This is a genomic window from Streptomyces mayteni, from assembly GCF_054783955.1.
In genome coordinates, this window is the sequence record NZ_BAAGPR010000018.1 from 71937 (window position 1) to 90925 (window position 18989).

The window sequence follows — 18989 nt, forward strand, 5'->3', positions numbered from 1 at the left end:
CGTCAGCCGTTGGGGTAGGCCTCCGCGATCAGCCGGGTGCGCAGCATCGACAGCTGCGCCTGCATGTCGTGCACCAGGTACAGGTCGCGGCGCCTGGTCCACGCCTGGCCGGACTCGGTGTCGTAGGTGCCCGGCATCTCGAAGCCGCGGGGCGCGAAGGACGCCATGCCGCGCCCCTCGGTGGTCAGCACGCAGCGCTTGACGTGGTCGCGGAAGCCGACGACGCCGGCGGTGCCGACGCCGCCCGGGGCGGACGCGCGCAGTTCGGCGACCTTGGCCGCCACGCCGTCGGTGCTGAGGTAGACGATCGTGCCGTCGGCCGCGTGGTCGGGCTCGATGGAGACGGCGTCCCGCATGCCGTGCTTGGCGTGCAGGAAGCGGGCGATCTCCCACTGCGCGTACACCGGCACCCGGCGCCGGGCCCGGATCCTGGCCACCGTGTCGGCGAGCGCCTCGTTGGTCGGCCCCGGCTCGGCGAGCACCCGCGTCGGGTCGCCGCCGTCGGCCGGCGGCCGGTTGCCGAAGGCGTAGGCGACGATGAAGTCGAGCTGGGCGAGCGGGGCGGTGGGCGGCGTCCAGTCGAAGCCGACGTCGTGGATCCAGGGGGCGACCCGCCGGGCCGCGGCCTCGTCGTCGAGTTCGGCTGCCAGGGCCGTCCGCATGTCGCGGGCCAGCCGGTCCGCGCCAGGCGAACGGCCGTCGGCCCTGGCGGGGGTGGCCTCCAGAAGGATGGGCGTCGCGGCGGCCGCGGAGAGGGCGGCGGCGAAGGACCGTCGAAGCATCTCAGTCTCGTCTTTCCCTGGTGGTGCGTGGTGGGGCGTTCCGACCCTGAACGGACGAGATGGCTGGCCCCTGAACGACGCGGAAAGCCTGAACGGACGCCCGTGGCCCGCCGTCGGGGGCGCGGAGCCGCCACAGCAGGGCGGCGCCGAGGAGCAGTCGGACGGCGGCCACGGCGAGGCCGGCGACGGTGACGGCGAGCAGCAGCCAGCCGACGTCCGGGGCCCACAGCCGGATGGTCCCGAGGTCCACGCCGAGCCAGCGCGGCACGCCGAGCTCCGCGAGGCCGGCGAGCGCGAGGCCGCCGAGCGCCCAGCCGGCGGTGCCGGCCACCACCCGGGCCCGCCCGCGAGGCGCGGCCTTCTGGCGGGCCAGCCGGTAGCCGGAGCGGAGGACGACGGCCGCGGCGCCGAGCAGGACGGCGGTGAGGACGGCGAGCGCCGCCGGGTAGGCCGGGTCGCCTGCGACGGCGGCGGGGCGGCCGCCGGCCAGGATCCGGGCGGCGCCGAGGGCGTGTCCGACGAGTTCGGCGTCCTGGAAGTAGCCGTAGGCGTTCTCCAGGACGACGATGCCGCGGTCGAGTTCGGGCAGCAGCACGACGCCCGCGAAGTAGCCGGGGGCGGCGCCGGTGTGCCAGATGGTGCCGGTGCCGAGGTCGGCGTTGCGCTCGTCGACCCGCCAACCGAGGCCGTACCGCAGGGTGTCGGTGATGCGCGCGGTGCCGGTCCGCGCCGCCGCGACGGATTCGGGGTCGAGCACCCGCTCCGTGCCGAGGCTGCCGCCGTTCAGCTGCGCCATGGCGAAGTGCGCGAGGTCCTCGACCGTGCCGCCGAGGTAGCCGTAGCTGGCGCCGGTCTGGTCGTAGCGCGGGGCGACGTCGACCGGCCGGCCGAAGACGTAGCCGTGGCCGGCGGGCAGCGCGGCGGCGCGCGCCTCCTCGGGGGTGGTGAGGGCGCCTGCCATGTCGAGGGGGTCGAGCACCCGCTCGCGCAGGTAGGCGTCGAAGGGTTGGCCGCTGGCGGCCTGGACGACGGCGCCGAGTACCAGGTAGTTGGCGCTGGAGTACGTGAACCGCTCGCCAGGCGGGAACAGCGGTGCGACGTCGGCGAGTTCGGCGAGCGCCGCGCCGTAGGGGTCGTCCCGGCGCTCGAAGTGGTCGGTGGTTCCGGTGGCTTCCGGTATGCCGCTGGTCTGGTCGAGCAACTGCCGGATGGTGATGTCGGCGCCGGCGCCGTCGGCCAGGGTGAACTCGGGCAGGTGGGCCCGCACCGGCTCGTCCAGGTCGAGGGCGCCGTCCTCGGCCAGGGCCAGGACCGCCGTCGCGGTGACCGGCTTGGCGACCGAGCCCCACAGGAACGGGGTGGTCTCGGTGACCGGGTCCCCGTCCCCGGTGTGCCCCCAGGCGCCGACGCGTTCGATCGCGTCGGGCGTGACGATCGCGTAGGCGACCCCCGGGGTGTCGCTGGCCGCCGCGCGTTCCCGCAGGAAGACGTCGATCTCCGCCTGTTCCCGTTCCTGAACCTGCTCCCGGTGCGTGGTCGGGGGCGCGGCCCCCAGGGCGAGGCCGGCGGCGAGCGCCGCGGCCGCGAGCGTGCGGATTCTCATGTGGTGCCCCTGTCGAAGCCATAACCATATCGGCGTACGGTTTTGAGCAGACCATACACTGATACGGTTATGGCGTGGCACGTACCGCGGACCATGACCTCCGCCGCCGGGAGATGGCCGCGGCCGTGCGGCGGCTCGTCGCCACCGCCGGGCTCGACGCGGCGACCGTGGCCGGCGTGGCGCGGGAGGCCGGCTTCTCCGTCGGCCTCGTCCAGCACTACTTCAGGAGCAAGGACGACCTGCTGCTCTTCGCCTACCGGCAGGTGACCAGGGACGTCCACGACCGGGTCGCCGCGCGCATCGCGGACGGCGTGACCCGGCAACGCCCCATCGCGGCGGTGCTCTTCGACAGCCTGCTCGAACTGCTGCCCCTGGACGACGCGCGCCGGGCCGAGTACCGGGTGTCGCGCGCCTTCGCGGGCCGGGCGCTGGACAACGAGACGCTGGCCGAGGTGGCGCGGGCCGGAGCGGCCGACGTCCACGACCAGTTGGCGGTCGCCGTGCACAACGGCAAGGAGTGCGGCGAGGTCGAGCCGGACCTCGATCCCGCCCTGGCCGCCACCCGGATCGCGGCCCTCGTGGAGGGGCTGGCCGACCAGCTCTACCGCGACCCGGAACGCCGCGTCGGCACCCGTACGGTGCGGACCGCCGCGGAGGAGTTGGTCAGGGAGTGCCTGGCCGGGGTCTTCACCGGTGAGTGCCGCCAGTACGCGACCGGAGGCTAGGGCACGGCGAGCGCCTCGGTGGGCGACAGGCGGGCGGCCCTGAGTGCCGGGTAGAGGCCGGCCAGTCCGCCGATGACCAGGGTCGCGGCGAGGCCGCCGGCCGCGGCCAGCGGCGGGACGACCGTGGGCCAGTCCCTGGACAGCGCGTAGCCGCCCGTCACGGCGGCGCCGAGTGCCGTGCCGCCCGCGCCGCCCAGGACCGACAACAGGAGGGACTCGGCCAGGAACTGGGTGCGGATCTGGCCGCGGGTCGCCCCGAGCGCGCGGCGCAGGCCGATCTCGGCGCGGCGTTCGAGGACCGAGATCACCATGGTGTTGGCCACGCCCACCCCGCCGACCAGCAGGGCCACCGCGCCGAGACCCACCAGCAGGCCGGTGAACGCCTCGTCGGTGGCCCGGCGCGCGGCTAGGGCCTGTCTTCCGGATCTTCGTGGGGCCGTGACGCCATACACGGCACCTCGCTGCGTTACCGAATCGCGCGAATACGGCGGGTATGAGCTGCGATCCGGCGCCTTGCGATGCACCGCATCTGGGGGTACCTCCCAGGCCGCCAGGCCTGGGGGAGCCAAGGCCTGATCCACGAAGATCCAAAAGACAGGCCCTGGCGCGTCGGACGGGCGGGAGACCGCCACCTCGTTGGGCGCCGCCGGGTTGGCCGTGGCGCCGAGCACCGCCCGCACCTGCTCCACCCGCGCCTCGTCGGCCCGCGCGTACACGGTGGTCGGGTGGCCGTCGAAGCCGAGGCGCGCGCCGGCCACCGGCCAGCCGACGAGCACGGCGGCGTCGAGTTCGGGGGCCAGCGGCACCGGGTCGAGAACGCCGAGGACGGTGAACCGCTCGCCGCCGACGACCACCTGGGCCTCGGGTCCCGGCTCGGACGCGGCGAGTCCACCGGCTGCCTCCTCGCGGACGGCGTGACCCGCCGGCTCAGGTGAGGGCGCCCGTGGCGGTGTGGCGCAGCCGGGTGGCGTCCTGGCTGGGAGGTGTGCCGAACTGGCGGCGGTACTCGCGACTGAACTGCGAGGGATTGTCGTAGCCGACGCGCTGCCCGACGCCGGCGACGTCGCCCGGGTGGACGGCGAGCAGCAGCCGGGCTTCCTGGAGCCGGATCTGCTTCTGGAACTGGATGGGGCTCATGGCGGTCACGGCCTGGAAGTTGCGGTAGAAGGCCGACACGCTCATGCCGGAGACCCGGGCCACGTCCTCGACCCGGAAGGGCTCCGCGTAGTGCTCGCGGATCCAGCGCACGGCTCGTGAGACGTGGCTGAGGCCGCTGTCGGGCAGGCCGAGCTGGCGGACGGTGGCGCCCTGTTCGCCGGTGATCAGGCGCCACAGGATCTCGCGTGTGACCAGTGGCGCCAGCACGGCCCGGTCGCGGGGTTCGTCGAGCAGGCGCAGCAACCTGACGACCGCGTCGAGCAGCGCGTCGGGCGCGTCGCTGACGGCGATCCCGGACGGCGTTCCCCCGCCGGCGCGGGGGCGGTCCCCGGGGCCGGCTTGGAGCAGCAGCTCGGCGACGGCGGAGGGTTCCAGCACCAGCCCGAAGCCGAGGGCCGGCTCCTCGGGACGGGCCCGGGTGAACTGTCCCGTGACGGGCAGGTCGACGGACGCGACCAGGTACTGCCCGGGGCCGTACTCGTAGACCCGCTCGCCGAGCGCCAGGCGTTTGGCGCCCTGCGCGATGACCGCGAGCACCGCGCCGGACATCGAGGGCGTCGGCGGCTCCGACCGGTCGACCCTGGAGACGAGGACACCGTCGATGTCGGTGCTCCAGTCGGGCCTGGCGTGCCGGGCCAGCAGGGTGCGGAGCTCGTCGAGGCGCATGCCCTCCATTGCAGCACCCTTCGCGGTGTTGATCCCGTGGCCGGGAGGATCGCGCAAGGAGAAAGGAGCATCGTTCTAACGTCTTCCCAGGTCAGACGGGTTCAATGGAAGTACCTCACTCCACTACGCACGAACCACATCTGGAGGAACACCATGAAGGTCGCCATCGTCACCGGCGCCAGCTCCGGCATCGGAAGGAGCGCCGCGATCGAGATCGCCGGCCGCGGCACCGGGGTCATCCTCACCTACGGCACCAACCGGCGGGGCGGGCTCGAGACGGCGGCCTCGATCACGGAGCAGGGTGGTACGGCCGTCGCCCTGCCGCTGGACGTCGCCGAGACCGGAACCTTCCCGGCCTTCCGCGACGCGGTGGCCGACGCCCTGCGTGACACCTGGCAGCGCGACACCTTCGACTACCTGATCAACAACGCCGGCCTCGCGCAGAGCGCGCTGATCGAGGAGACCACCGAGGAGTCGTTCGACAGGCTCTCGCGGACCCTGCTGAAGGGCCCGTTCTTCCTGACGCAGCGGCTGCTCCCCCTGATGGCGGACGGTGGGGCCATCGTCAACACGAGCAGCAGCTCGGCGAGGGCGGCCGCTCCGGAGCCCGGCTACTCGGTCTACGCGGCGCTGAAGGGCGGCCTCGACGTGCTGACCCGGTTCATGGCCAAGGAGTTCAGCGCCCGCGGCATCCGCGTCAACGCGGTCTCGCCAGGACCGACCCGCACCCGCCTCGGCGGCGACGCCTTCACCCGGTTCCCCGAGGTCGTTCCGGCCCTCGCCGCGAAGACCGCGCTCGGCCGCGTCGGCGAACCCGAGGACGTCGGCGCGGTGATCGCCACCCTCGTCTCCCCCGAGAGCCGCTGGATCACCGCCCAGAACATCGAGGTCTCGGGCGGCTACGGCCTCTGAGCCGGTAAAGGGTTGGACGGGGCGGCGATCGGCTTGTAGCTTGCGGTGGACCGTGACACCGCTCGAGGAGGTGAGACCCATGAACGCTGTATCGCTGTGGGTGCTCCCCCTTCCCGTCACGATCGGGCGATTCACGTAGGTGTCGCCGGGAGCGCCGACCAGGCACTCCCGAAAGGCAACACCTATGAAGCACGACTCCATGTGCGACGTGATCATCGCCGGATGCGGGCCGACCGGCGCGATGCTGGCCGCCGAGCTGCGGCTGCACGATGCCCGGGTACTCGTTCTGGAGCAGGAGACGGAGCCCACGTCGTTCGTCCGCATCGTCGGTCTGCACACGCGCAGCCTCGAACTGATGGCGATGCGCGGACTGTTGGACCGCGTTCTCCGGCACGGAAGGCGGCGCCCGGCCGGCGGAGTCTTCGCCGGGATCGACAAGCCCGCGCCCCAGGGGCTGGACTCCGTGTACGCCTATCTACTGGGCATCCCGCAGCCGGTCATCGTCCGCCTGCTCGAAGACCATGCGATCCAGCTGGGTGCGGAGGTCAGGCACGGGTGCGCGGTGACCGGTTTCGAGCAGGACGACGACGGCGTGACCGTCGAACTCCCCCACGGGGAACGGGTGCGGTCGCGCTATCTCGTCGGCTGTGACGGCGGGCACAGCACGGTGCGCAAACTCCTCGGCGTCGGCTTCCCCGGCGAGCCCTCGCGGACCGAGACGCTGATGGGCGAGATGGAAGTGGGCGTGCCGCAGGAGGAGATCGCCGCCAAGGTCGCCGAAGTCGGCAAGACCGACAGGCGGTTCTGGCTCAGGCCCTCCGGCTCCGGGAAATACAGCGTCGTGGTCCCCGCCGCGGGAGTCCGCGACCGCGCCGAACCACCCACCCTGGACGACTTCAGGCAACAGCTGCGCGCCATCGCCGGAACCGACTTCGGCGTGCACTCCCCGCGTTGGTTGTCCCGCTTCGGGGACGCCACCCGGCTGGCCGACCGCTACCGCGTCGGGCGGGTGCTGCTGGCCGGCGACGCGGCACACATCCACCCGCCCACCGGCGGACAGGGCCTCAACCTGGGCGTCCAGGACGCGTTCAACCTCGGCTGGAAACTGGCCGCGCAGAGCCGCGGCTGGGCGCCGGAGACACTGCTCGACACCTACCAGGACGAACGCCGCCCGGTCGCCGAGGACGTGCTGGACAACACCCGCGCCCAGCTGGCACTGCACTCCCCGGAACCTGGCCCGCAGGCCGTACGCAGGCTGCTCACCGAGCTGATGGACTTCGACGAGGTGAACCGCCATCTCATCGAGAAGATCACCGCGACCGGCATCCGCTACGACCTCGGCGAAGGCCCCGACCTGCTCGGCCGCCGCCTGCCCGACATCGACGTGAGACACGGCAACCTCTACGGCCTGCTGCACCACGGCCGCGGCCTGCTGCTTGACCGCACAGAACGCCTGGCCGTCACCGGCTGGTCGGACCGGGTCGACTACCTCGCGGACCCCACGGCGGCCCTGGACGCGCCCTGCGTCCTGCTGCGCCCCGACGGCCATGTCGCCTGGCTCGGCGACGATCAACGGGACCTGGACGACCACCTCGCCCGCTGGTTCGGCAGGCCGGCCACCTGATAGCCGGCCTCAGCGCGGGTTCGTCGCTCGCGGGGGTCGGCCGGTCAGCGCGATCCCCGCGAGCACGGCGGCCCCGGCAACCGACACCGCGGCCGTCCCCCGCACCGCCTGCGGTACGTCGTCCGCCGCCCGCCGGCTCCCGTCCTCCATCTCGCACACGGTGCGCAGCGTGGTGAAGCGGACCTGGTAGTCCACCGCCCCGTCGAACTGGGACCGGCACGGGTGGTCGGGCGGGAACGGGGCCGAGTCGGCACCGCCGTCCTGCGCCACGGCCACGGTCAGCATCAGGACCATGGCCCCGAACGAGTAGGAGACCGTCGCGACCGCCCCACAGACCCAGGCACCGGCGGCGACCACCCGGCGCCAGCCGGACAGGCGTAAGGCCCTGACGCCTTGCACCAGGCAGAGGATGACCACCACGACGGCGATCAGAAGCACCACGGGTACGAGGAGGATCACACAGTCATCCTGCCAGCGACCGCGTGCAGCAGCGCGACGTCCACGAACGGCGCGTCCTCGGTCGGCCGCGACCGCCAGAGCAACGGCCAGGTACGGCGGTCGCCCTGGAGCGACGGCACGCCGACGTACGAGTACCGCTCGTCGCTCCGACAGAACGCCTCGGCCGGGAACGACCACCGGTAGCGACGCACGGAGCGGGGCGGAACGAGGAAGTACGTGCGGGGCTCACCGATCGCCTGGAACACGATGGGCCCGGCCCGGTGGGCGGTCCGCTCCGCGAGGACGTCGGCCACGGCCGGCCCCTGCTCGCCGACGATCCGCACGGCGTCGAAGACGACGCCGACCATGCGGAGCGTCGTGCCGACGCGGGGCACCCAGTCGGGACGGTAGGGAGATACCACCGGTTCGAGTTCATTTTCACCGATCATGCGGACCATGATTTCGCCCGCCGTCTAACGTGACCAGTGGTGACGAGGCGACACCACAGCGTGTGCCGGGGTTCGTTACCGGTGTGTGCGGCTGTGTGAAACCTCGGGAGGGCGGAATGGCCGTGAAGAAGAATCAGAGCCTGGACGGTCGACAGGTGTTCGGCGCACTCCTGCGGGCGCTCCGCGAGTTCAACGACGTGACGCCGGGGCAGGCGGCACTGATCGTCGGCTACTCCGAGTCCATGCTGGAGAAGATCGAACGCGGCGAACGCAACGCCAGCCCGGAGTTCATCGACGAGATCGAGAAACTGGTCGCCCTGCCAGGTGTTTTGGCACCGACGGCGACGCGGCTGCGGGAACAGCGGCACCCGGACTGGTTCGGCGAGTACGCCGAGCGGGAGGGCGAGGCGGTCAGCCTGTGGTCGTACACGACGACCACGGTGCACGGCCTGCTTCAGACACAGGGCTATGCCCACGCGGTCCTGAGCTCCTACTACCCGATGCTGGAAGACGAGGAGATCGATCGACGCGTGCAAGCCAGGCTCGAACGCCAAGAGTTGCTGGCCCGGAAACCGGCGGTGAACCTGTCCCAAGTGATCCAGGAATCGGTCCTGCGGCACCCCACGGGCGGCCGCGCCGTCATGAGGGAGCAGCTCGAACGACTCCTTGAGATCGGCGACATGCGCAACGTGTCTGTTCAGGTTCTGTCCATGCGTCAGGAGTTGCATGCCGGCTTCGATGGGCCGCTCACCTTGTTGGAGAACCCCGACCGGCGTTGGGTGGCCTACGTCGAGGTGCAGGGAAACGGCAGCGTGATCGACGGAACGGAAGAGGTGGGCAAACTCCACGCCAGGTATGGAATGATCCGATCACAGGCGCTCAGCACAGGTGACTCCAGGAAACTGATCGAGGAGATGATCCGCGAGCTATGAGCAGCAATCGACTCACCTGGTCCAAGTCGAGCTACAGCGGCAGCGAGCCTGGCGAATGCCTGGAGTTCGCCACGGAGTGGCACACATCCACACACAGCGGCAGCGCAGGCGGCGACTGCGTCGAGGTGGCCGCCTGTTCGGCGACCGTGCACATCCGGGATTCGAAGCGCCGTGCCGGGGGTTCGCTCGCCGTGTCCGCCGCGGCTTGGCGGGGCCTGCTCGTCCATCTGTCCCGCTAGTCGGTCCAGCGACGGTACGCGTCCAGGTCGACGTTGCTGCCGCAGAGGATCGTGACCACGTGGCGGCCGGCGAAGCGGTCGCGGTCCTCCAGGATCGCCGCGATGCCGAGCGCGGCCGACGGTTCGGCGATGAGGCCGGCGTGGTCGCGCAGCATCCGCATGGCGGCGATGATCGACGTCTCCCGGACCAGGACCGCGTCGTCGGCGACGACCAACAGGTCGTCCAGGACGGCCGGGATCGGGCACCGGCCGGCGACGCCGTCGGCGATGGTGTCGGTCGACTCGGTGGTGACCACGCGCCGTTCGTGCCACGACCGCGTCATCGCCGGTGCGCCCAGCGGCTGAACGCCGATCACCTCGGCTTCGGGCGCCATCGCCTTCACCACATGGCCCACGCCGGTGGCCATCGCCCCGCCGCCGAGGGCGATCAGGACGGCGTCGAACGACGGCGCCGCGTCCACCAGTTCCAGGCCGATCGTCGCCGCGCCCTCGCAGGTCTCGATGTCCAGGCTGTCCTCGACGAGCCTGATGCCCTCGTGGCGTGCGATGGCCGCGGCCCGCTCGCGGGCCAACTCGTGGTCGCCGTCCACCAGCTCCAGCCGGGCGCCCAGCGCGCGGATGCGCTCCCGCTTGGTCGCGGGCGCGAAGCGGGAGGCCACGACGGTGACGTCGAGGCCCCGGCGGCGTCCTGACCAGGCGAGGGCCTGGCCGAGGTTGCCCGCGCTGGCGCACACCGCGGCCGGCGAGCCGGCGCCGGCGAGCTGGCTCGCGACCAGCTCGGTGCCGCGGCCCTTGAAGCTGCGGACCGGGTTCGCCGTTTCGAGCTTGATGCTCACCTCGCACCCGAGGTGGGGCTCCAGCGCTTCGCAGCGGTACAGCGGAGTGTCGAGGAACATCGGGTCGATCACCTGGCGAGCCGCCCGGATCCGGGCGGTGTCGAGACGCGTCTCCAGCATGGCGGGAGCATAGGCGGCCACCGCCGTTGTCAGTGGTGACCTATAGCGTCCTCGGCATGGGAACGGTGACGTTCGTCGACGAGACGACATCAGGGGACAGTGTCCCGGCCTTCGGACTCGAGATCGCCGAGGAGCGGCTCACGGCGCGTGAGTTGATCCGGCGGCGGGTCTTCCAGGAGGTCGCGGAGTTCAACGCGCGTGCGGAGCCGCAGATCTTCCAGGGCCTCGTCCAGCCGCAGGACACGGAGCGCGTGCTGAACGGGTACGCACTGCGCACCCCGCGCCGCATCGACCCGGAGGCCCAGGCGCAGCGTGCGCTGGCCGCGTTCGCGGGGAACGGGTTCCTGGTGCTTGTCGGGGACCGCCAGATCACGGACCCGGACGAGGAGATAGCGCTGCCGCTCGGCGTGGAGGTCACGTTCCTGAAGCTTGTGCCGCTGGTGGGTGGCTGATCGTGGGCATGGTGAGCAAGATGCGCAAGATGCAGGGCCACGCCGCCGCGCGCGAGGCCGGTCCGCTCGCGTACGAGGCGCTGAGCGTGGCGACGGCCCGGACGGCCTTCAGAGGGCCGAACGTGTGGCTCCAGATCCTTGAGCTGCTGGAGAGTCTCGATCCCGCGCTGCGCGCGGACGTCGCGGGAGAATTCGGCCGGTTGTACGCCGAGTTCAGCTCCCCTGAGCGCCCGCAGACGCAGATGTTGCGGCTGCTGCAGATCGTGGGTGCGGACCTGCCGGGTGATCCGCTCGCGACCGAGCGGACCGCCGAGCTGGAGAAGCTCGGCACCGAGGTGGCCATCTGGTGGGACGGCGAGGTGCAGTTCGCCGCCGAGCACGAACTGGCCGCCGGCCGACCGTTGTCGGCACCCGTCGTGGCGTTCTTGCGCCGGTGCGCCCTGGAGGGGTACCGCCGACAGGAGACGTCGGCCTTGGCCAAGAAGCTGACGGAACCCGTGCTGAACGTGGGAGAGGCGTGGGCCGAGGAGGCCATGGCGTGGGCCGAGCAGGCCATGGCGGAGGCCGCCGAGGAGCCTTGGCGGGCCCTGCTCGTGCACGCCGCGACCGCGACGTCGGCCAAGCCCACGGCCACGTGGGACAAGGCGGCGCTCACCCTCATCGAACCCCTCGGCACCGACGCCGTGCGGGCGGCGGTGCTCGGTTGGCTCCGGCTCGTCGGCCGCCCCCGCACCTTCGCGTTCACCGCCGTGCGGTCCGGGCCCGACGCGAACCTCGCCTTCGACCCGTACAACGCCAACGCCCTGCGCGGCCTTACCTGGATCCTCGCCCTGCTGCCGGCCCACCCGGACACGGCCCGCGCTCTCGGCGCGCTCGTCGAGACCTCCCTGAAGCGGGTACCGGGCCTCGGGCCCGTGAACCCCAAGGTCGCCAACGCCGGGGTCGCGGCCCTGGCCCGTATCGACGGCGAGGCGGCGCTCGCCGAGCTGGCCAGGCTCGCCACCCGCACCACCTACAAGGGCACGCTCAAACTGCTCAACGCCGCCCTCGACACCCGCGCGGAAGCCCTCGGTCTCAGCCGGGAGGAGATCGAGGAACTGGCCGTGCCCGCCTACGGGCTGACCGAGGTCGGACGCAGCGCGACACAGCTTGGAGACGTCACCGCCCTGCTGGAGGTCACGGGCGCCAGAGTCGTCCTGCGCTGGCGCTCCGCCGCCGGCAAGGAGGTCAAGTCCGTCCCCGCCGCGGTCCGGCGCGACCACCCCGAGGAGCTGAAGGAGCTCAAGACCGCCGTCAAGGACATCGACAAGATGCTCGGCGCCCAGATCGAGCGTCTGGACCGGCAGTTCCTCGCCGGCCGCACGTGGTCCTACGCCGCCTGGCGCGAGCGCTACCTCGACCACCCCCTGGTAGGCAGCCTCGCCCGTCGCCTGCTGTGGATGGTCGACGGCACCCCGGTCGGCTTCGCCGACGGCGCCACGCGCACCCTCGCCGACGAGCCGGTCGAGCACGGCACGGAGGTCACCCTCTGGCACCCCGTCGGCCGCGAGCCCGCCGAGGTGGTCGCCTGGCGGGACTGGCTGGAGCGGCATGCGATCACCCAGCCCTTCAAGCAGGCCCACCGCGAGGTGTATCTCCTGACCGACGCCGAGCGGGCGACAGGCACGTACTCGAACCGGTTCGCGGCGCACATCGTCCGCCAGCACCAGTTCCACTCCCTCGCCGCGGTCCGCGGCTGGCGCAACAAGCTGCGGCTCTGCGTCGACGACACGGCGCCACCCGCCACCCGTGAACTCCCGCGGTGGGGCCTGCGCGCCGAGTACTGGATCCAGGGCGAGGGCCACGAGCCCGGCGTCGACACCACCGATTCGGGCAGCTACCTGCGGCTCCGAACCGACCAGGTGCGCTTCTACCCGATCGACGCACCGGAGAACTCGGCACACTGCGACGGCGGCGAGTACCGCATGTGGCTGCGCGACGGCGCCGAGCCGGTCGAGCCGCTCCCGCTCACCGAGATCCCGCCGCTCGTCCTCTCCGAAGTCCTGCGCGACGTGGACCTGTTCGTCGGCGTGGCCAGCGTCGGCAACGATCCGACGTGGCAGGACGGCGGGCCAGGCGGCCGGTACCACGAGTACTGGACGTCGTACGGCTTCGGCGAGCTGAACCAGAGCGCCGAGACCCGCCGCGGCCTCCTCGAACGCCTGCTGCCGCGGCTCGCGATCGCCGGGCGGTGCACCATCGAGGGCCGGTTCCTGCACGTCAAGGGCGAACTACGGACGTACAAGATCCACCTCGGCTCGGGCAACATCCTGATGACGCCGAACGACCAGTACCTCTGCATCGTCCCCAAGTCGTCCGCGGGCGCCGCCGCGGGGGCCGGCTACCTGCCCTTCGAGGGCGACCGCACCCTGGCCGTCGTGCTCAGCAAGGCGTTGATGCTCGCCAAGGACACCGAGATCACCGACCCGACGATCGTCAGCCAGCTACGCCGCGGGGCGCTGCCTTGATCGGTGGCGCCGTGGGGCGTGCCGTGGAGGATGTGTCCATGCTTATCCGAGCCGTGCGCCCGAGCGAACTGCCCCTCCTCCAGGACATCGAGCGAGCCGCCGGGCGGTGCTTCCTGAACGTCGGCATGCCGGAGATCGCCGAGGACGAACCGCTGCCGGTCGGGGAGCTCGCCCGCTACCAGGAGGCCGGTCTCGCCTGGGTCGCGGCCGGCGAAGGCGACGCCCCGGTCGCCTATCTGATCGCCGACCGCGTCGACGGCAACCTCCACGTCGAGCAGGTCTCGGTGCACCCGGACTCCGCGCGCCGCGGTGTGGGCAGGTCGCTGCTCGACCACCTGGCGGCCCGTGCGGCGAGCGAGGGCGCGCCGGCGCTGACCCTCACCACGTTCGCGCGGGTCCCATGGAACGCCCCCTACTACGCGCGCTGCGGTTTTCAGCCGATGGACGACGGCGGGCTCACCCCCGGCCTGCGGGAGATCCGCGAACGCGAGGCGGCGCACGGCCTGGCCCGGTGGCCGAGGATTTGCATGCGCCGGGCGGTGTGAATCGGCTTCCGCCTTCCCTTGACGGCGCGGCGGAGGCCGAACCTCCACTTGTGGTGTCGGGTTCACCTTTCTGTCACCGGGGAACGTCACGATGCCCCGCGTGAAGAACACAGGACATATCAGACGGCGAGGAGCGTGGCTGGCGACGGCCGCGCTCGTCGGTGTGGTGGGCGTGGCCGGTGCCGGCACGGCCGAGGCGGGTGGCCGCGGTGGTGAAGGCCCGGAGGCCGGCGACCTCATCACCGTCTCGCTGGCCGAACTGCGGCCCACGCAGCCGGCCATCGGCTACGACCAGATCTACTACAAGCTCGGCCGCTACGCCGCCGAGCCCGACAAGGCCTTCGACGACTGGTGCGAGGCCAACGGGCAAGGTGAGGCCGACGAGGTCACCTCCCGCTCGCGCCTCGACGACGCCAGCACCTTCTCGTGCACCATCCCGCTGGGCGAGGAGACCGACGAGTCCATAGCGGTCATGAAGACCGTGGTCATCGGTCCTGGCGGCAAGCTCTACCTCACCGACGGGCACCACACGTTCACCTCCTTCTGGGAGAGCCCGGGCGGCGGCTCCGACACCCGCGTCCGCGTCCGCGTCGTCGACGACCTCAGTGACCTGAGCATGCCGGCGTTCTGGCGCGAGATGCAGGCGCAGAACTGGGTGTGGCTGCGGGACGGCGACAACCGGCCCATCACCGCGAACCGGCTGCCCCGGCACATCGGGCTGCGCAGCCTCGGTGAGGACCCGTACCGCGCGCTGGTCTACTTCACCCGGGACATCGGCTACGTCCAGCCGGACGACGCCACCGAGTTCCTGGAGTTCTACTGGGCCAGCTGGGTCCGGGAGAACTACGACCTGGACGACTACGACCTGAGCGACTTCGACACCTACCTCGGCCTGGTGCGCGAGGTGTCGGAGGACATGGTCGCGCTCGACCCGGACACCGTCGTCGCGGGCGGGCACACCGCCGCCGAGCTCGGCCAGCTGACCGAGTGGAACGACGGTGAGCCCGAGGACGACGGCGAGTGGGAGAAGCTGAGCCAGCCGATCACGGACAACAAGCCCGGCAAGCTCGCCTACGCCCTGGAGTACCGCGGGTCGGTCGTCAACGACCGCCACCACCGCGCAGCGTAGCCAGCAACCGCCCGAAGGCGGACCGGCGTTCGGGGGCCGGCGGCGTGGCCGCCGGCTCCTTCGTCGTCTCCGGCACCGCCGGCCCCGCCACGTCGTAGTGGACCGGGAGCGAGCGCAGCCCGGACACCAACGGGGTGACGCACCACGGCAGTTGGTCCTCCGGCAGGGCGAGCCGCAGGGTGCCGAAGCGGGCCCGGATCCGGGCGACGCCGATCTCCACGATGGCCTCGGCCAGTTGGCGGGCCGGGCAGGCGTGCGGGCCGACGCCGAAGGCGAGGTGCGGCGCGGCGTCGTCCCCGGTGGAGTGCGGGCAGGCGTGGGCGGCGGGCGGTGACACCATCACCGGGTCGCCGGCGGCGACCGTGACGTTCCCGAGGCGGGTGTCCGCGACGGCGAAGCGGAACGACAGGTTGTGCATGGGCGGGTCGGCGACGACGGTGCGCTCACCCTGCTGCGGGTGCTGGCCGGGCTCGACCGCCGGCCGGCGCCGCGCCGCTCCCCCGTCGACCTGGGCCGGCTGGCCGCCGAGCCGGACGCCGACCTGCGGGCCAGGCAGCCGGACCGGCCGGTGCGGGTCGCGGTGCCGGCCGCGGCCGGACCGGTCACGGTGTGGGGCGACGAGGCGATGCTGCGGCAGCTGGTCGGCAACCTGCTGGGGAACGTCGGCGTGCACACGCCGGCCGGCGCACGGCGGGACGGTCGGCCTGTCGTCCGGGCCAGGGAAGGGCCTGACGGCGACCGCCGGGCTGCCCGCCGGCGGGGAGCGGCGATGCGGGAGCGGCGCGGCGGGGTGACGATGGGGAGACCCGAGCGTTCCGCCCGAGTCCCTGGAGGTCAGCCATGGCTCCGGTCGTGCACCACCGCACCGTGGAGATCGAAGGACTGAACGTCTTCTACCGGGAGGCCGGCCCGGCCGGGGCCCCGGCGGTCGTGCTGCTGCACGGCTTCCCCAGCAGCTCGCACATGTTCCGGAACCTGATCCCGGCCCTGGCGGACCGCTACCGGGTGATCGCGCCCGACCACATCGGCTTCGGCTACTCGTCGATGCCGGCGCTCGGCGACTTCCCCTACACCTTCGACGCGCTGACCGACGTGACCGAGGCGCTGCTGGCCCGCCTGGGCGTGGACCGGTTCGCGATGTACGTGCACGACTACGGGGCGCCGATCGGCTGGCGGCTGGCCACCCGCTCGCCCGACCGGGTGACGGCGATCGTCAGCCAGAACGGCAACGCCTACGAGGACGGCCTCGTGAAGGCCTTCTGGGACGGCCTCTTCGCCTACGCCGAGGAGCCGGGCCCCGCCACCGAGCCGGGCGTGCGGGCGGCGCTGACGGCGAAGATCACCAGGTGGCAGTACGAGAACGGCGTCGCCGACCCCACCCTGGTCAGCCCGGACACCTGGACCCTCGACCAGTCGTTCCTCGACCGGCCAGGCAACGACGAGATCCAGCTGAAGCTGTTCCGCGACTACCCGAGCAACGTGGCCGGCTACCCGGAGCTGCACGAGTACTTCAGGTCAGGCCAGGTGCCGCTGCTCGCCGTCTGGGGCGCGGGCGACGAGATCTTCGGCCCCGAGGGCGCCTGGGCGTTCCTGCGCGACCTGCCGGACGCCGAGGTGCACCTCCTGGAGTCCGGGCACTTCGCGCTGGAGAGCCACCTGGACGCCGTCACGGGCTATGTGCGCGGCTTCCTCGGCCGGGTGCTGCCTGAGCCGGGGAGCGCGGGGCCGGCTGGTGCCCACTGACGAGCCGACCGTGGCCGGTGTTCACGGTGCGTCGACGCTCCGACGCCTCCGCGTAAGGAACGCATAAGATCTGTGACATTTTTCGCCACCGCAACTGACTCCGTTCCGCCGACGAACCCTCCACAATCCGTGAAAACCGCAGGTCAACGGGTTTTCTTCGCATGGCATGGTTGGAGCGAAACCGGGTAGCCGCCCGCCCATGCAGATTGTTGCCCGGTACAGCTACAGCGGCTGACCAGCCAGGAGACCGGGTGGAAAGGAAGGTTGTACGGCGTGCCAAGCGATAAACACGGTTCGGTGACGACAACGGACAGACCCTCTCGGCTGTCGCTGACGAAACCACGGACGGATCCGGTGGTGTTCGGCGTCGCAGCCGTGCTGACGTTGGCGTTCGTCGTCTGGGGGGCGGCGTCCTCGGACTCGCTCGCCGAGGCGTCGGGAGACGCGCTCGGCGCGATCATCCATCACGCCGGCTGGGGCTTCGTGCTCGCGGCTTCCGGGTTCGTGGTGTTCGCGCTCTGGCTGGCGATGAGCCGGTACGGGCGGATCACCTTGGGCAAGGAGGGCGAGCAGCCGGAGTTCAGGACGATCTCGTGGATCGCGATGATGTTCAGCGCCGGCATGGGCATCGGCCTCATGTTCTGGGGCGTGAGCGAGCCCCTGGCGCACTACGCCACCGCGCCGCCCGGCACCTCGCCTGCGGACGACGGCGAGCGGATGACGACGGCGCTGTCCACCACGCTCTTCCACTGGACGCTGCACCCCTGGGCGATCTACGCGGTGGTCGGCCTGGCCATCGCGTACAGCGTCTACCGGCGCGGCCGCCGGCAGACGATCAGCGCCGTGTTCACGCCGCTGATCGGCGAGAAGCGGGCCAACGGCTCGTGGGGCCGGGTCATCGACATCCTGGCGATCATCGCGACGCTCTTCGGCTCGGCCGCCTCGCTGGGTCTCGGCGCGCTGCAGATCGGCAGCGGCGTCGAGGAGCTCGGCTGGATGAGCGACGTCGGCACCGGGCTGCTGGTGCTGGTGATCGCCGGCCTGACCGCGGCGTTCGTGCTGTCCGCGGTGTCCGGCGTGGCCAAGGGCATCCAGTGGCTGTCCAACATCAACATGGTGCTGGCCGTGGTGCTGGTGGTCTTCCTGTTCGTGGCCGGCCCCACCGTGCTGATCCTGGACCTGATCCCGTCCTCGCTCGGCACGTTCATCGGTGACCTGCCGCAGATGGCGGCGCGCACCGAGGCCAGCGGCGGCGAGGGCGTCGGTGACTGGCTGTCCGGCTGGACGGTCTTCTACTGGGCCTGGTGGATCTCCTGGACGCCGTTCGTCGGCATGTTCATCGCGCGGATCAGCCGGGGCAGGACCATCAGGCAGTTCGTCGGCGGCGTCATCCTGGTGCCCAGCGTGGTGAGCCTGATCTGGTTCGCGATCTTCGGCGGCACCGGCATGCGTCTCGAGTCGCAGGGCGCGGGCCTGACCGAACAGGCCACCACGGAGGGCCAGCTGTTCGCGGTGCTCCAGGAGTACCCGGCGGCCAGCGTCACGGCGCTGCTGGTGATGGTGCTGGTCGGCATCTTCTTCGTGTCCGGCGCGGACGCGGCGTCCATCGTGATGGGCACCCTGTCGCAGCGCGGCACGCTGGAGCCGAGCCGGCTGGTCGTCGTCTTCTGGGGCGCCCTGACCGGCGCGGTGGCCGCGGTGATGCTGATGATCGGCGGCGGCGGTTCGACGGCGCTCGACGGCCTCCAGAACCTGACGATCCTGGCGGCGGTGCCGTTCACCGTGGTGATGGTCGGGCTCTGTTGGGCGCTGATGCGCGATCTGCGGCAGGACTCGCTGATCCTGCGTGAGGAGCAGGGCGTCGAGGCCGTGGAGATGGCCGTGATGGCCGGACACCAGCGCTACGACGGCGACTTCGAGCTGCGCATCGGCCCGGGCAACGGCAACGGCGAAGGGAACGGCCACGCCAACGGCAAGGGCCAGGGGCCGGCGAACGGCACCGATCCCGACGCGCCGGACGACGCCGGTACGCCGGACGACGCCGACGTGCCGGCGCTCGCCGACCAGCCGACGGTCGGCGGCTGACCCCGCCACCCCGCTCCACCGCGGCCCGGGCCAGGTGAGCGCGC

General features: G+C 71.9%; 20 protein-coding genes and 1 pseudogene. 13 read left to right on the forward strand and 8 right to left on the reverse strand.

Going from position 1 to position 18989, the window contains the following annotated elements:
- Nucleotides 1-2: 2 nt before the first annotated feature.
- On the reverse strand, nt 3-782 hold the full coding sequence (locus ACYVPE_RS11405; protein WP_461033375.1) for a hypothetical protein: 780 nt from the start codon (nt 780-782) through the stop codon (nt 3-5).
- Nucleotide 783: 1 nt separating this feature from the next.
- Nucleotides 784-2385: a serine hydrolase gene (locus ACYVPE_RS11410; protein ID WP_461033376.1), complete on the reverse strand. Its 1602-nt coding sequence runs from the start codon at nt 2383-2385 to the stop codon at nt 784-786.
- 74 nt (nt 2386-2459) lie between these two features.
- Here ACYVPE_RS11410 and ACYVPE_RS11415 point away from each other — a divergent pair, with 74 nt between their 5' ends.
- Nucleotides 2460-3110: a TetR/AcrR family transcriptional regulator gene (locus ACYVPE_RS11415; protein ID WP_461033377.1), complete on the forward strand. Its 651-nt coding sequence runs from the start codon at nt 2460-2462 to the stop codon at nt 3108-3110.
- On the opposite strand, the pseudogene ACYVPE_RS11420 reads toward ACYVPE_RS11415, so the two are convergent.
- Nucleotides 3107-3754 (reverse strand): annotated as a pseudogene (locus tag ACYVPE_RS11420) (ABC transporter permease); the annotation flags it as partial. The gene ACYVPE_RS11415 and the pseudogene ACYVPE_RS11420 overlap by 4 nt on opposite strands.
- A gap of 81 nt (nt 3755-3835) precedes the next feature.
- Here ACYVPE_RS11420 and ACYVPE_RS11425 point away from each other — a divergent pair.
- Complete coding sequence (locus ACYVPE_RS11425) at nt 3836-4045, forward strand: hypothetical protein (protein ID WP_461033409.1); 210 nt, start codon at nt 3836-3838, stop codon at nt 4043-4045.
- Here the strand turns inward: ACYVPE_RS11425 and ACYVPE_RS11430 are convergent.
- Complete coding sequence (locus ACYVPE_RS11430) at nt 4038-4934, reverse strand: AraC family transcriptional regulator (protein WP_461033378.1); 897 nt, start codon at nt 4932-4934, stop codon at nt 4038-4040. The two genes, ACYVPE_RS11425 and ACYVPE_RS11430, sit on opposite strands and share 8 nt — an antisense overlap.
- A 153-nt stretch (nt 4935-5087) precedes the next feature.
- Here ACYVPE_RS11430 and ACYVPE_RS11435 point away from each other — a divergent pair, with 153 nt between their 5' ends.
- Together ACYVPE_RS11435 and ACYVPE_RS11440 are read left to right on the forward strand one after the other, a co-directional pair.
- Nucleotides 5088-5846: an SDR family NAD(P)-dependent oxidoreductase gene (locus ACYVPE_RS11435; RefSeq protein WP_461033379.1), complete on the forward strand. Its 759-nt coding sequence runs from the start codon at nt 5088-5090 to the stop codon at nt 5844-5846.
- A 184-nt stretch (nt 5847-6030) separates the two neighbouring features.
- Complete coding sequence (locus ACYVPE_RS11440) at nt 6031-7470, forward strand: FAD-dependent oxidoreductase (protein ID WP_461033380.1); 1440 nt, start codon at nt 6031-6033, stop codon at nt 7468-7470.
- A 9-nt stretch (nt 7471-7479) separates the two neighbouring features.
- Here ACYVPE_RS11440 and ACYVPE_RS11445 read toward each other — a convergent pair whose 3' ends face one another.
- Both ACYVPE_RS11445 and ACYVPE_RS11450 read right to left on the reverse strand, forming a co-directional pair.
- Nucleotides 7480-7929 (reverse strand): hypothetical protein, encoded by a 450-nt coding sequence (locus ACYVPE_RS11445; RefSeq protein ID WP_461033381.1) that lies wholly within the window; start codon nt 7927-7929, stop codon nt 7480-7482.
- A complete protein-coding gene (locus tag ACYVPE_RS11450) occupies nt 7926-8357 on the reverse strand; it encodes a hypothetical protein (RefSeq protein WP_461033382.1) in 432 nt (143 codons plus the stop codon). Before ACYVPE_RS11450 ends, ACYVPE_RS11445 begins: the two co-directional genes overlap by 4 nt.
- A 116-nt stretch (nt 8358-8473) precedes the next feature.
- On the opposite strand from ACYVPE_RS11450, the gene ACYVPE_RS11455 reads away from it, so the two are divergent.
- Together ACYVPE_RS11455 and ACYVPE_RS11460 are read left to right on the forward strand one after the other, a co-directional pair.
- Nucleotides 8474-9289 (forward strand): helix-turn-helix domain-containing protein, encoded by an 816-nt coding sequence (locus tag ACYVPE_RS11455; protein ID WP_461033383.1) that lies wholly within the window; start codon nt 8474-8476, stop codon nt 9287-9289.
- Complete coding sequence (locus ACYVPE_RS11460; RefSeq protein ID WP_461033384.1) at nt 9286-9528, forward strand: DUF397 domain-containing protein; 243 nt, start codon at nt 9286-9288, stop codon at nt 9526-9528. The genes ACYVPE_RS11455 and ACYVPE_RS11460 overlap by 4 nt, the downstream gene beginning before the upstream one ends.
- Here the strand turns inward: ACYVPE_RS11460 and ACYVPE_RS11465 are convergent.
- The gene (locus ACYVPE_RS11465) at nt 9525-10484 is read right to left on the reverse strand and encodes a threonine ammonia-lyase (protein ID WP_461033385.1); all 960 of its coding nucleotides are present in this window, start codon (nt 10482-10484) and stop codon (nt 9525-9527) included. The two genes, ACYVPE_RS11460 and ACYVPE_RS11465, sit on opposite strands and share 4 nt — an antisense overlap.
- 56 nt (nt 10485-10540) lie before the next feature.
- Here ACYVPE_RS11465 and ACYVPE_RS11470 point away from each other — a divergent pair, with 56 nt between their 5' ends.
- The 4 genes from ACYVPE_RS11470 (at nt 10541) to ACYVPE_RS11485 (ending at nt 15117) form a co-directional block, all read left to right on the forward strand.
- Nucleotides 10541-10936 (forward strand): hypothetical protein, encoded by a 396-nt coding sequence (locus ACYVPE_RS11470; protein WP_461033386.1) that lies wholly within the window; start codon nt 10541-10543, stop codon nt 10934-10936.
- Between the two features lie 20 nt (nt 10937-10956).
- The gene (locus ACYVPE_RS11475) at nt 10957-13443 is read left to right on the forward strand and encodes a DUF4132 domain-containing protein (protein WP_461033387.1); all 2487 of its coding nucleotides are present in this window, start codon (nt 10957-10959) and stop codon (nt 13441-13443) included.
- A 38-nt stretch (nt 13444-13481) separates the two neighbouring features.
- A complete protein-coding gene (locus ACYVPE_RS11480) occupies nt 13482-13988 on the forward strand; it encodes a GNAT family N-acetyltransferase (protein ID WP_461033388.1) in 507 nt (168 codons plus the stop codon).
- Between the two features lie 100 nt (nt 13989-14088).
- A complete protein-coding gene (locus ACYVPE_RS11485; protein WP_461033389.1) occupies nt 14089-15117 on the forward strand; it encodes a ParB/Srx family N-terminal domain-containing protein in 1029 nt (342 codons plus the stop codon).
- Here the strand turns inward: ACYVPE_RS11485 and ACYVPE_RS11490 are convergent.
- A complete protein-coding gene (locus tag ACYVPE_RS11490; RefSeq protein ID WP_461033390.1) occupies nt 15089-15535 on the reverse strand; it encodes a hypothetical protein in 447 nt (148 codons plus the stop codon). The genes ACYVPE_RS11485 and ACYVPE_RS11490 overlap by 29 nt on opposite strands.
- Between ACYVPE_RS11490 and ACYVPE_RS11495 the strand changes: the two genes are divergently transcribed.
- The 3 genes from ACYVPE_RS11495 (at nt 15530) to ACYVPE_RS11505 (ending at nt 18945) form a co-directional block, all read left to right on the forward strand.
- Entirely contained in the window at nt 15530-16003 is a 474-nt protein-coding gene (locus tag ACYVPE_RS11495) for a histidine kinase (protein ID WP_461033391.1), read from the forward strand. The genes ACYVPE_RS11490 and ACYVPE_RS11495 overlap by 6 nt on opposite strands.
- Nucleotides 15958-16860 carry an alpha/beta fold hydrolase gene (locus tag ACYVPE_RS11500; protein WP_461033392.1) on the forward strand — a complete coding sequence of 301 codons (903 nt, stop codon included), beginning with the start codon at nt 15958-15960 and terminating at the stop codon, nt 16858-16860. Before ACYVPE_RS11495 ends, ACYVPE_RS11500 begins: the two co-directional genes overlap by 46 nt.
- 297 nt (nt 16861-17157) lie before the next feature.
- Nucleotides 17158-18945: a BCCT family transporter gene (locus tag ACYVPE_RS11505; RefSeq protein WP_461033393.1), complete on the forward strand. Its 1788-nt coding sequence runs from the start codon at nt 17158-17160 to the stop codon at nt 18943-18945.
- Nucleotides 18946-18989: the final 44 nt, after the last annotated feature.